Below are 12506 nucleotides of genomic sequence, written 5' to 3'. Positions count from 1 at the left end.
TCATGAAGCGGAGCCGGTGTAATGTATTGCAAAACTGACGTATGTTTCGCAGTAGTTTGCAACGTGCAGCTCAGAATCCGATAGGCACTCATCGAAGAGATCCGCGCGGCATCAGTGGTGTGTAGATGAAACATCAGTGGCGTGTAGATGAATGAGTCTGCATCAGGAAAGGTAAATGATGACTACAGTGCGATCATCCTCGATCAAGACTGCGGTGGTGCCGGCAGCTGGGCTTGGCACTCGTTTCTTGCCGGCCACCAAAACGGTTCCCAAAGAGCTTCTGCCGGTGGTAGATACACCGGGGATTGAATTGGTCGCCAGTGAGGCTGCTGCTGCGGGAGTGGAACGTTTGGTTATCGTCACGGCGCCCGGAAAAGCGGGTGTCATGGCGCATTTCCTGGAAGATGTTGTGCTCGAAAACAGATTGCAGGATGCGGGAAAACATCATCTCCTGGAGCGGGTCCGAAAGGCGCCGGGGTTGATCTCGGTGGAACCTGTTGTTCAGGAGTCTCCTCTCGGTTTGGGGCACGCCGTCGGCCTGGCGGAATCGGTTCTCGGCGCCGACGAGGACGCCATCGCGGTTCTGCTTCCGGACGATCTAGTGCATCCCGGTGGGGTGCTCGAGGCCATGTCGAGGGTCAGGGATGAGCGCGGAGGATCTGTTCTCTGCGCATTCGACGTGCCGCGACATGAAGTCAGTGCATACGGAATTTTTGACGTGGAGCCAGACTCCGACAACCCTGACGTTCTCAAGGTCGTTGGCATGGTGGAGAAGCCGGATACGCACAGTGCGCCCTCAACTTTAGCTGCTGTTGGCCGGTATCTATTGGATCGCAAGATCTTTGACGCCCTGCGCTCCATCAAACCGGGTAAGGGCGGTGAGTTGCAGTTGACCGACGCGATTGCCTTGATGATCAGTGAGGGGCATCCCGTCCACGTCGTGGTGCACCGGGGATCGCGTCACGATCTCGGAAACCCGGGCGGATTCCTACGAGCCTCACTTGACCATGCACTGGGGCGCGAAGAATACGGCCCGGAATTGCGAATCTGGCTGGAGGAGCGTCTTCGCCAACCAGACCCGCAACTTACCTACTGAGATAAACAACTTCGCCCGGGACATCGTCCCGGGCGGAGTTGTTTGTGTGCGTGCGGTCGGAAGAATCAGTTGCTCAGACCATGAAACGTCTTCTCCCAGTAGGACGGGTTCATAATCAATTGGTAGGTGCCCTTGATCGCGGCGATGCTCATCAGTACCCAATACAGTGGCGCTGTCAGGCACGCAATCAACAGGGCGGCATTCCGCGTCTCGCGACACGCAACAAGATTCATGTACATCACAGCGGCGTTTCCAAAGACGAGTGACGCGAGGGCCGGGAAGTACACGTAGCTGGGGAAAATCTGTTGGATTATCGCGGGTTGACCGAGTATCCAGCCCAGGCTCAGAAGCCAGAAGATCGTGTTCAGAGCGGCAACCACGGGGGTTCCCGCCATCAGGATGGTGAATCGCAAGAACCCGACGGTCCCGATCCCGCGCCACAGCTTCACCGGCTGGCGCATGTGAACTAGCCAAGTCTGCAAGTAGCCCTTGTACCAACGGGATCGCTGACGGATCCAGTTTATGGTGTCGCTGTTCGCCTCTTCGAGTGTTGTCGAATTGAGGACGGCAGTGCGGTAGCCGCTTTCAGCGATCCGCACACCGAGGTCAGCATCCTCCGTGACGTTGAACGGGTCCCAAGCGCCAATGTCGTCAAGCACGCTGCGTCGCAGGTGATTTGATGTCCCACCCAGAGGAATAGGGGAGTTGCTCCGCATGAGGCCGGGCAAGATGAAGTTGAACCACAGGGCGTAGTCAGCGGTGAACCATGCCGTCAGCAGATTTTGTGTGCCGTTGTGAAAGGCGAGTTTTGCCTGGACACATGCGGTATTTGCCGGCAACTGAGCGAAAGTTGCTACTACTCGGCGCAATTGAAGTGGATCTGGCGAGTCCTCAGCGTCGTAGATCGTGATGATCTCGCCCGTGGAAAAATGAAGTCCGTAGTTACAGGCCTTCGGTTTGGTGCGTGGATCCGCCGCTGGGACTTTCAAGATGCTGACTACTTTGTCGACGCCGGCCAATTCAGCGGCTTCGATGGTGATCATGTCGTCTTCCTCGAGAAGGAGGAGAACTTGGAGTTTTTCCTTCGGGTAGTCGATGGCACGCATAGCTGCGATCAGATCACCGACAACCTCTGGTTCGTTGTAGGCGGGCACCAGGATCGTATAGAGCGGCAGTTCGTCATCGGTAAGGGCAAGTGCCACCTCGTCACTGATCGTCATAATGGCCGATGCGTCCAGGCCCCGCATGAAGAGGATGAGCCGATCAACCATCGTCCAGACATACCCGAGCGTGCACAGCAGAGTGAGGGTGATCAGACTGGGAGTGAGGAAAAAGATCAGGCACAAGATTGCGACCGCGAGAAGCGCGAACAGGACATTGCGCTGCCAGGGGTAGAACGCCACCGAGGCAGAGGAAATCGGCTTGCGCTCACGCAGACCATTCACTGCGTCATGGAGGGCAGCAGCTTTGAATGCGTCGGAGGCTTTGTCTCCGTGCACCAGGAGATCGGTATTCACCATTGTTGAGCCTCCACGATGTGTCGTCCCAATGCCTCAAGCATCCCGAGCTCTTTGTACTGTGATTCGTTGTCCTCGGTTGAGCTTTTCCCTCGCAAGAGCAGAGCGAGACTATTGCCGCCATTCGAGGCCATCGACGGACTCGGCTCCGGGAAATAGGCGTCCGGTTCGTGGTTGTCGACGGTGATGAGACTGACGCGTTGTGCGGCACCGTCGCCACGGGTCCAGATGAAGTTGAGATTGCTCCAAGTGAGAAGGAGGGCGTCGTCGACGATGGTGTACATCTCGGCCACGACACCGCGCGTCAGTTCGACCTGCACAGTGGGGCTGACCCGCGCGTTCTGCAACTCGTACGTTGCACTGCTCGGGTAAACAGAGAGGGTAGCTGCACGACGGACCTGCAGAACATCCATTTGTACAGTGCGCTGGCGCATGAGAGCGTCCCACGCAGGATTTGGCGTATCGGCGCGAATTGTTTGTCGCGTCAGCGTGGATGTAGACCCGAAGTACCGCTGCGGCCAATCGAACTCTTCAGTGGAGATTTGGCTCCACCCCGCCGGCACCACCAACCGAGGATCCGCAGTGGCCGGCGGGCCTTGGGAAATCGGAATGTCGTCGGCATTGGGGAGCGGTGTGAGGGCGATCAGTATTGCAACGCCGAATACGAAGAGGATGGTCCAGTCGCTGGTTTTGGTTGACGGCTTGCGGAGCGGACGATCGAAAGGTTTTAGCGACTTGCCGCGGCGTTGATACAGATAGAAGATAGCGCCGACCAGCAGCGCAGTTCCGACTGCAGGAAATAGTTGAACCAGAAATAGCGGAACCGTCGGAAACTGGTTCGACAAGTAGTACACCAAGGCAGTGCCGAGGGCGATGGAGATCAAGAAGGCAACCAAACCTCGTCGCCAGTTTCGACTGACGGCAATGGTGGTGGCCGTGGAGGCGACAACAACCATGATGACGCTGTAGTCGAACCGAGTACCGCCCAATTCGATTGCCAACGTTCGGTAGAAAAGCGGGCTCAAAACCATGGGCGTCAGCCAGATCAACCAGTACCGATTGACGGGGCGAAGTCCGAACATGAGAACTGCTGCGCCCCAGACAAAGACCCAAGCCGCCAACGCATCGATGTGCATCAGCTCGTAGTTGTCCCCGAATCGCGGCATCAGCAAAGCCTGCATACCAAGCGCGACGAGTAAGCCGATGCCGCCAACGATCTTGTCCGTTTCCCGATCATGGATCGGGAGTTCGGGACCCCGCCTGAGGTCTGTACCCACAGCCGCAACAACACACAGCAGGGGCAGTACAAATACAAACCCAATCGCGGTGCCATCGACTGTGCTGCGCCACAGGTTGTTCCACGTTGGCCAGAACGCAAATATTGTGGCTGCTGCGATCATCAACCAACGGACCGTGAGCCGCGGAACAATTCCCGACTCAGCGCGGATAGTGCTGATCTTCAAGGTGTGTAGTCCCATTCGAGCGTGACTGGTCAACGAACCGGATTGCGGACCTCGTTGGGGAGTCTTCGGGTGTATGTCCGAATTTTGACCTTACGCGATTTTGTGCGACGCACGAATCGGACGATATGGGCGTTTCACCGGCCGGTTGTTGCCTCACATCAGGTTTGTACACGCTGTAGTCCGCGTCCAAGCGCGACAGCGGAATGTATATCTCGGATGTGTATTCGCCCTTATCGAATGCATGCATCATTAGGGACGTAAGTCCCGAATGGTGGTTACTTTCGGTCAGTATCCCCAACTTGGAGTATCGATAAAAGGCGATTTGTCCGATCTCGCGGCTTGGTGGGACGTAGGTGTGACTGCCGGCAGCGGGCCGACAAATCGGTTTGAATTCGCTGCCATTTCACATCGTGAGATTTGACACCCGTGTGAGCAAAATAATATCGACCGTAAGTGGACAATCGTCCAGCAGGAATCTTCGGTGTCGCACGGTTTGGGCTTCGCGCTATCGGTTCATTCGCTTCTGGATAGCCGTAGTTATCGCCCGCGAATGGTCAAAAACTGAAACGGGACAAAGGTCGCAAACTTCTCGGGTGATTTGGTCTGTATTCCGTTCGTGCAGTCGCGATTACAGTTTGTTCGACGGATAAGGCTTTGATCTGCGAGTATCTCCGCTGTTTGTGTGGCTGGCAACTAGTCGGCGCACTGCTGCTACGTAGGCAAGGCGGGCAAGATCTGGTATTTGCTAAGGAGTTGCTATCGGTAGTGGAAATGTGCCGGTTGGGCAAAAGAACGACTTGACAGACGAAAAAGGGCGCTCGGCAATCTGCCGTTTTGGGCGGAGTGGGCGATTGAGGTTAGTCACCGCTGTCGACCTGCGCTGTTGGTAAATTTGATCCAACTGCGGGGTGGTGGTGAAATAGATCCCGCATGGTACGTAACGGACAGCCGCGGAATGCGATCAAACAGTGTGAAACCGATGTGCGGGGCGCTTGCTCGAGTCGGGTCTGGTGGTCAGGCAATTTCGGATTGTTTCGAGCACTTTACAGAAGAGTAGTTGATTCGGAAATTTCCTGACCAGGAAGGAGAGCTGACACGGTGACAGCGCTCAACGAAAGCGAAGGGTCTCGCACGAGCCCTCGTGTGGTGGTGCCGGAAGTTCAACCGGTGGCGCCTGACGCTCAGTCGGAGGTGTCCTCGCGACATCGATGGCAAGCGGCTTACGTTCGACGGTTGGCCGTCAGTGACGCGGCTATCATTGTCGCAGCGGTCTTTCTTGCTCAGTGGTTCCGTTTCGGTGCAGATTCGGGTGGGGTAAGCACCAGTGGCGTTGGAAACTACAGCTACACCGCCGTCTCATTCGTATTGATCGTCGCGTGGATTGCAACGCTCAGCATCTTCCGGACTAGGTCGATCCGAGTGATCGGGAGCGGACCGGAAGAGTATCGGCGGATCTTTGTCAGCACGGTGCGGCTCTTCGGCTTGATCGCGATAGGCAGCCTGCTTCTACAGATCGACATCGCACGGCTCTATCTGGCATTTGCTTTTCCAGTCGGCATGACCGCATTGATGGCCAACCGTTGGTTCTGGCGCCGAATCATTGCCCGTCGACGTGCACGGGGTGAATTCAGAACCTCGGTCCTCGTTGTGGGAAATCGTCACGCAGTTGTAAACCTGGCAGAGAACTTCGAGCGTGGATCAGCTGACGGATTCAGGGTGGTAGGTGTTTGCGCTCCAGGCCACAACAGCGACATGAACGATGCGATAATGGTCGGAGGCAGGCGCATCCCGGTTTTGGGTGACGAACACGACGTCACCCGTGCCCTTGATGTGGTCGGTGCAGATACCGTCGCCGTCACCGCCACCGAGCATCTGGGATTGGACGGAATGCGCAAGCTTGCATGGGATCTCGAGTCCAAGCGGGTAGATCTTGTTGTCTCGCCGGGCATTCTAGATGTCTCGGGCCCCAGGCTTTCGATGCGGCCCGTTGCAGGACTTCCGTTGATCCATGTCGAACGGCCGCGCTATCACAGCGCGCAGAAGTTTACGAAGACAACGTTCGACATCGTCTTTGCCGCAATGATTTTGATCCTCATCAGTCCGGTGCTGCTCGCCGCGGCGCTGGCTGTGAAACTGACCAGCCCTGGTCCCGCCCTGTACAAGTCGGAGCGAATGGGTTTGGACGGTAAACCATTCCCGATGCTTAAGTTCCGTTCGATGGTTCAGAATGCAGACAAGCAAGTTGACGCTCTGATGAAGAACAACGAGGGTGCGGGCGTTCTGTTCAAGATGCGTGACGACCCACGGGTCACGGCGGTGGGACGCTTCATGCGGAAATTCTCCATCGACGAACTGCCGCAGTTCCTGAATGTTTTGCGACGTGAGATGAGCGTTGTTGGACCCCGGCCTCCGCTGCGGCGCGAGGTGGAGGCATACGACGGCACAGTGAGCCGGCGTCTTCTCGTCAAACCCGGAATTACAGGACTGTGGCAGGTGAGTGGTCGCTCCGATCTCTCGTGGGAAGACACTGTGCGACTCGATCTTTCCTACGTCGACAACTGGTCGATGATGGGCGATGTCCTGATTGTCGCCAAGACACTGAAAGCGGTAGTTGCCAGCGATGGTGCGTACTGATTTGGGCGTCCAAGACCAGGCGGAATCTGCTGTCCCAAAGAAATCTCTTCTTAGATCTTGCCGACTCTTTGTTGGCTGACCGTAAAGGAAATGCGAGAGCATGCGAATCACTGTCTTCGGTACGGGCTATCTGGGGGCCACGCATGCGGCGTGTATGGCTGAGTTGGGCCATGAGGTACTCGGAGTCGATGTCGACGAACTGAAGTTGAAGAAGCTTGAGGCAGGCGAGGTCCCATTCTGGGAGCCCGGTCTCGAAGAGATCCTGCAGCGCAATATAGCGGCTGGCCGTCTGCGCTTCACGTCGTCTTACGCCGAGGCTGCAGATTTTGCCGATGTTCATTTTCTTGGTGTCGGCACGCCCCAGAAGAAGGGTGAGTTTGCCGCTGACATGAAGTATGTGGACGCTGTGGTCGAGACTTTGGCACCACTGCTGACAAAGCCCGCGGTTATCCTCGGTAAGTCAACGGTGCCGGTAGGCACCGCTGCACGACTTGGTGCCACTGCGCGTGCGTTGGCGCCTGCAGGCGACGGTGTTGAGGTCGCGTGGAATCCAGAGTTTCTGCGAGAAGGATATGCAGTCAAAGACACGTTGCACCCGGACAGGTTAGTCCTGGGCGTCGATCGTACGCGGCCGGGGCGTGCCGAAGATGTAGCGCGCGAGGTCTATACAGATTTGCTTGAGGAAAAGATCCCATTCGTCGTGACTGATTTGGCTACTGCAGAACTGGTCAAAGCCTCCGCGAATGCGTTTTTGGCGACCAAGATTTCTTTCATCAACGCGATCGCTGAGGTTTGTGAAGCAGCAGGGGCAGATGTCACAGTGCTAGCCGACGCGATTGGTCACGACGAGCGCATCGGCCGTAAGTTTCTCAATGCTGGCATTGGATTCGGTGGCGGGTGTCTTCCGAAGGATATTCGGGCGTTCATGGCTCGGGCCGGTGAACTCGGCGCTGATCAAGCTCTCACATTCTTGCGCGAGGTTGACAACATCAATATGCGGCGTCGCACGCGCATGGTGGAACTAGCTAGGGAAGCGTGTGGGTCTCTCCTAGGTGCCAGGGTCGCAGTCCTGGGTGCTGCTTTCAAGCCTGATTCTGATGACGTCCGCGATTCGCCCGCTTTGAACGTTGCAGGCCAGATCCAGCTTCAGGGGGCGACAGTGAATGTGTACGACCCCAAAGCGATGGACAACTCACGAGCACTGTTCCCCACACTTGGCTACGCGAGCTCGGCGCTCGAAGCATGTGAGGGTGCCGATGTGGTGTTGGTACTTACAGAATGGAAAGAATTCAGGGCACTCAAGCCATCAGACCTTGCCGGTGTCGTTCGGACGAAAGCACTGATAGACGGGCGGAACTGTCTTGACCCCAAGCTCTGGCGAGCCTCTGGTTGGACCTATCGCGGGCTTGGTAGGCCGTAATCTGCGACCCGACGCAACACAGAAGCTAGCGCTTGAGGTTTGAGCACTGGATCTGCGCGAGTCAGTCCGGGGCACGGGCATCTGATATCGGAATTCAGGAGAGGGACTAAAATGATACTGGCTAGCTTCGGCACCTTCGACGTAAAGAACTATGGAGATTCCCTCTTTCCGATTATTGTTGACCATGAACTCGGACCGATATTTACAGAAGTAATCCACGTCTCACCAGTGGGAGGGCAAGCTTACAAGGATGTACCGCCGAGCGTTAGCGTGAAGCAGTTCCGAGATGAGCAGCGAAAAGTCGATGCCGTAATCGTCGCTGGCGGTAACATTCTTCATGCACGTCGAACGCCACTGCCTGATTACAAATCAGTTCATCGGACGGCCTACGCAAGCCTATGGGCTGGCGCAGCAAAGGTCGCTGCACAAAATAACGCCCCACTAATTATCAACAGTCCCGGTATCCCTAAGCAGACGGGACTTCTGACTGGATCGATCATGCAAATGGTATTTCGACAGGCGCAGTATGCGTCAGTACGAGATAATCAGAGTTTGCAGAATCTATCTGATAATAAATCAATGGCACGAGTAGTCCCTGACACAGCTTTGCTCTTGCGCGACGCGCTAGGCTCCAAGGTTCAAAAGGGTAATACCAGAGAAATTGCAGTTCACGTTAATGATCGATACGCTTCGAGTGACCTTGCCCAGATCGCAAGTACGTTAGACAAATTATCTGATGCACTTGAGTTAAGGGTGCACTTGATCGGAATCGGTGCTTGTCATGGCGACAATCACCTCGCAAAGTCTATCTCCTCTCATATGACTACGGACCACAGTGTCACTGCAGATCCGGAAACAGTCACAGAAGTTGCACAAATCATCGCCAGTGCAAGTTTATACGTGGGTTCGTCACTGCACGGATTTATCACTGCGTGTTCGTATGGGGTCCCCGCTATCATCGTCGCTGACGATTCTCAGCAACACAAATTTGACGGTCTTCTTGGTCAACTATTTGCCCGACGAAGAATAATTCCTTCCTGGGATTTGGTCTTAGAGGAGGTTATTTCCAGTTCGAACGCGGCGGAACAGGAAAGCAACATATTCAAGAATTCGGTCAATATTGAAGGATGTAGAACTAATATCCGCGAGCATTGGCAATCAATCACATCGGTATTGAGCGGCCCAAGTGCTGTGACGAGCGATGCCATTCGGTACATCCCGTATCCCTCACGGGTAGTAGCAGCGTCGAATATTATGGAGCAGATACCGGGGCGCGTTGGAGCGAGGGTACGCCGAATTGAGATCAAAAGATGATTGGCATTTTGCGCATCGTTCAATTTGAAGAATTTCGAGACGATCATCGCGACAAACTTAATGATAAGCAATCAGATCTTTGTGCACAGAATTTACTATATACTGTGCAAGTATCGAGCCCTTTCTCATGAATCGGGATAGCGTTGCTGACTTAGCTGGATCTAACGGATCTAACGGATCTAACGTAGCAAAGAAAGGCGTATTCTGGAATGCAATTGGAATTCTGACGCGCCAGTTCTTTCTTGTAGTTTCATCGATATTGTTAGCTCGCATTCTGGGGCCCGAGAGTTATGCGATTGTTGCGCTTGCCGGCGTTTATACGGCTTTCGCCACGTTGCTGTTGGATCAGGGCCTTACCTCGCCACTGATCAGCAAAAAAGAAATAACCAGGAATTTTGTCGGCGCCGCAACGACCTTGAATATTCTTAGTGCAATCGCGATTGCACTATTGACTGTTGCCCTGGCGCCGATCGCCGGACGGGCACTCGGGGTTCCTGCGCTCGAACCAGTTCTATGTTTGTTCGCAGTTGCCCTTCCACTTAAAGCTCTGTCAATTGCACCGAGGGCTATTCTGGCGAGATCCGTCAACTTCAAAATTCAGGCAATAATCGATGTGGTATCGTCGATCATTGGCGGAATCGTACTGATTATCAGCATAATGGCCACGGGAAACTACTGGTCGTTTGTCTATCAGGTCATTGCTGTTGATGCATGTGTGGCTTTAGGGTTAATACTCTCGGTGAAGCCACCACTTCCGAATTTTCGACTTAACCTTCTCAGTGGCTCCTTTATGTACGGCGGCCGTGTACTAATTAGCAATCTTCTCTCTTATGGTGTGCAGAATGTAGACAATATACTTGTCGGCCGCTATCTAGGCCCGGTTGAATTATCATATTACTCGGTCGCTTACCGACTGGTGACTACTCCAGTTCAGCTTGTAGGGCAAATCGTGTCACGAGTATTGTTTCCGGTCACCGCTAGATATCACAATCAAAACAAACCGGTCGATGGACTTGTTGGGCGAGTTATCTTGATTACATCATCCGTAATGTTACCCAGCATGGCATTTATTGCAGTTTCAGCGCAAGATTTGGTTCAGGCCGTGCTCGGAGCAGACTGGTCTTCAGCCGCTCTGACTCTAGCCATATTCGCAATAGCGGGTGCAAGGCAAACAATAACAACATTGAATTCCCCAGTCCTGATGGGTATCGACAGGACTGACATTTTACTGAAATTCAGTATGCTTGCCGCATCTGTCCAGGTTTCCGCCATTGTATTCGGGCTGCAGTGGGGAATTAACGGCGTTGCCGTTTGCTACACGACTGCTGGGTTCATTCTAACTCCTTTGATTATGCGAATACAAAAGCGAACAATTGGTTTATCGTACCGACGACAAATGGCTGCCGTGTTACCAGGCTTACATTGCGCATTCTGGGTGGTCGTCGCGTACCTAGTGCTGGGTTGGATCACGAATTTTGGACCGTACATAACGTTGCTAACTGGACTAATTCTGTGTTTATTGAGTGCAGTTCTTGTTCTTTGGGCCTGTCATCGAAGTTCAATTGGAAGTGAGTTTGAAACAGCCCTCAAACTCCGGAAACGTCGCAGTCTAAATAATGGAGCGGTCAGCGATTCGGATTCAGGAGGTGCAATTTGAGCATCATGGTCAGGGAATCCGACAGTGCAGTAAAGGGGAAGACAAGCAATGACCCTCACAATTTTTGGATGTTGGGGACGCCAGCGGTTGTTTTTTCCTTCCCAGTAGTTCTCGGGTGCGTCTATTTGAGTCAGCCGCGAAGGGGAATTGTCGCCGTTGGAATTAGAAATGAATTTTTCTTTTCATCGGTGCGTCGGTAAAAGTTTGCATGGGTGAATCCGAAGTGACTTCCAATCAAAAGAGGAACGCGTAATGGCTGTAAACGGTCGGCCGGATACAATCAGGACAATAGTCTTGTCCCATGATATTTCGTCGAATGCGCTGGGTCGGGCATTGTCGATGGCTCTGGTGGCGCAAGAACTGGGTGAAGTCCAAGTTTGTGCTTTTGGTAGCGGCAGGCTGTGGCCGGGCGCAAGTCAATTTGACCTTGACGTTAATAGAATCGGTCGGCATTGGAAACGTGAGATAGACGCGGTTATGTCAGCCTCCGCGGACACGACTTTAGTGTGGGTATGCAAAGGGATTTCGCCGCTAGCACGCGTTGTGGCCTACCTCAAGGACCGATATCCGGGAAATATAGTGATTGCGGATTTCGATGATGATGATGCCGGCCTCGCTCATGAGTTCTTTAAGTCTACGGTACTTAATCGGATTAGACTTTTACGTAATAGATCCATGCTTCCTTGGGTAATTCGAAGATCACAACGCAAGATAATTGATCTAGCAGATGGCTTTACGTTTGCCAGTAATTCAGTCGCGGCAGCGTTCCCTAGTAACCGCGGCCCCTCCGCGCGGATTCCACATGTCAGATTGGATTCAACGGGTATTGCACCCAATAACTTGGTGAACTCTGTCGTTAAACCTGGCGTTTCGGGTTCCATTAAATTCGGGGTATACGGAACGCTAAGAGCTCACAAGGGTGGAAGTCTCGTCCTCGAAGCCATTCGTTCCCATCCTGAGTTACATCTTTTCACGTTTGAAAACTGTGGCCTAGAAGACCGCTTGGTGGCTGACGTGAATTGGACTGAGATCTCGCCTTCAACACCATTAGATAAAGCGTACGCAGAAATCGACGTGGCGGTCATCGCAATAACAAGTCTTCATCAATCGGCGCAGATGCAGTTCCCCGCAAAGCTTGTCGATGCGATGAGGGCAGGTGTAGCTATAGTGGCAACGGGAACGAGTGCGGTTCGCGAGTACGCGATGTCGTCTTTTCTAGAATTGCCATCCGATGCGTCTGTAGATGACCTAGTGAACTTAGTAAAGGCTGCTTACAAGAGTGGTCTGGGGCGTGAGGCTAGGCTGATCTACGAGTCTGAATTGACGCCTGTCTCTGCCGGAAAGAATCTGCAACGTCTATTCGACGAGTCGCGCGATAGCGTCCTCTCGTCGGTGAAAGGTTAGT

General features: G+C 53.9%; 8 protein-coding genes. 6 read left to right on the top strand and 2 right to left on the bottom strand.

Going from position 1 to position 12506, the window contains the following annotated elements; genetic code table 11:
* Positions 1-178: 178 nt before the first annotated feature.
* Positions 179-1096: a UTP--glucose-1-phosphate uridylyltransferase gene (locus KYT97_RS12000; RefSeq protein ID WP_095887964.1), complete on the top strand. Its 918-nt coding sequence runs from the start codon at positions 179-181 to the stop codon at positions 1094-1096.
* 65 nt (positions 1097-1161) lie between these two features.
* Here the strand turns inward: KYT97_RS12000 and KYT97_RS11995 are convergent, their stop codons facing one another.
* Both KYT97_RS11995 and KYT97_RS11990 read right to left on the bottom strand, forming a co-directional pair.
* Positions 1162-2616, bottom strand: a complete 1455-nt coding sequence (locus KYT97_RS11995) for a glycosyltransferase (RefSeq protein ID WP_219112341.1) — start codon at positions 2614-2616, stop codon at positions 1162-1164.
* Positions 2610-4091, bottom strand: coding sequence for a hypothetical protein (locus KYT97_RS11990; protein WP_245006084.1), 1482 nt, complete (start codon positions 4089-4091; stop codon positions 2610-2612). The genes KYT97_RS11995 and KYT97_RS11990 overlap by 7 nt, the downstream gene beginning before the upstream one ends.
* A 1128-nt stretch (positions 4092-5219) precedes the next feature.
* On the opposite strand from KYT97_RS11990, the gene KYT97_RS11985 reads away from it, so the two are divergent.
* The 5 genes from KYT97_RS11985 (at position 5220) to KYT97_RS11965 (ending at position 12505) form a co-directional block, all read left to right on the top strand.
* On the top strand, positions 5220-6710 hold the full coding sequence (locus tag KYT97_RS11985; RefSeq protein ID WP_219112915.1) for a sugar transferase: 1491 nt from the start codon (positions 5220-5222) through the stop codon (positions 6708-6710).
* 100 nt (positions 6711-6810) lie between these two features.
* A complete protein-coding gene (locus tag KYT97_RS11980) occupies positions 6811-8130 on the top strand; it encodes a UDP-glucose dehydrogenase family protein (protein WP_219112339.1) in 1320 nt (439 codons plus the stop codon).
* Positions 8131-8241: 111 nt separating this feature from the next.
* The gene (locus tag KYT97_RS11975; RefSeq protein ID WP_219112337.1) at positions 8242-9444 is read left to right on the top strand and encodes a polysaccharide pyruvyl transferase family protein; all 1203 of its coding nucleotides are present in this window, start codon (positions 8242-8244) and stop codon (positions 9442-9444) included.
* A 127-nt stretch (positions 9445-9571) separates the two neighbouring features.
* On the top strand, positions 9572-11101 hold the full coding sequence (locus tag KYT97_RS11970) for a lipopolysaccharide biosynthesis protein (RefSeq protein WP_219112336.1): 1530 nt from the start codon (positions 9572-9574) through the stop codon (positions 11099-11101).
* A gap of 252 nt (positions 11102-11353) precedes the next feature.
* Entirely contained in the window at positions 11354-12505 is a 1152-nt protein-coding gene (locus KYT97_RS11965) for a glycosyltransferase family protein (protein ID WP_219112334.1), read from the top strand.
* Position 12506: the final 1 nt, after the last annotated feature.

It is taken from the genome of Rhodococcus globerulus, from assembly GCF_019334125.1.
GTDB classification, from domain to species: Bacteria; Actinomycetota; Actinomycetes; order Mycobacteriales; family Mycobacteriaceae; genus Rhodococcus_F; species Rhodococcus_F globerula.
The sequence above is the reverse complement of the archived record's forward strand: the minus strand, read 5'-3'. Positions and strand labels throughout refer to the sequence as shown.

Coding starts and splice junctions, on each gene's coding strand:
- KYT97_RS12000 (WP_095887964.1), top strand. CDS start 179: ATGACTACAGTGCGATCATCCTCGATCAAGACTGCGGTGGTGCCGGCA.
- KYT97_RS11975 (WP_219112337.1), top strand. CDS start 8,242: ATGATACTGGCTAGCTTCGGCACCTTCGACGTAAAGAACTATGGAGAT.
- KYT97_RS11965 (WP_219112334.1), top strand. CDS start 11,354: ATGGCTGTAAACGGTCGGCCGGATACAATCAGGACAATAGTCTTGTCC.
- KYT97_RS11995 (WP_219112341.1), bottom strand. CDS start 2,616: ATGGTGAATACCGATCTCCTGGTGCACGGAGACAAAGCCTCCGACGCA.
- KYT97_RS11990 (WP_245006084.1), bottom strand. CDS start 4,091: ATGGGACTACACACCTTGAAGATCAGCACTATCCGCGCTGAGTCGGGA.
- KYT97_RS11980 (WP_219112339.1), top strand. CDS start 6,811: ATGCGAATCACTGTCTTCGGTACGGGCTATCTGGGGGCCACGCATGCG.
- KYT97_RS11970 (WP_219112336.1), top strand. CDS start 9,572: ATGAATCGGGATAGCGTTGCTGACTTAGCTGGATCTAACGGATCTAAC.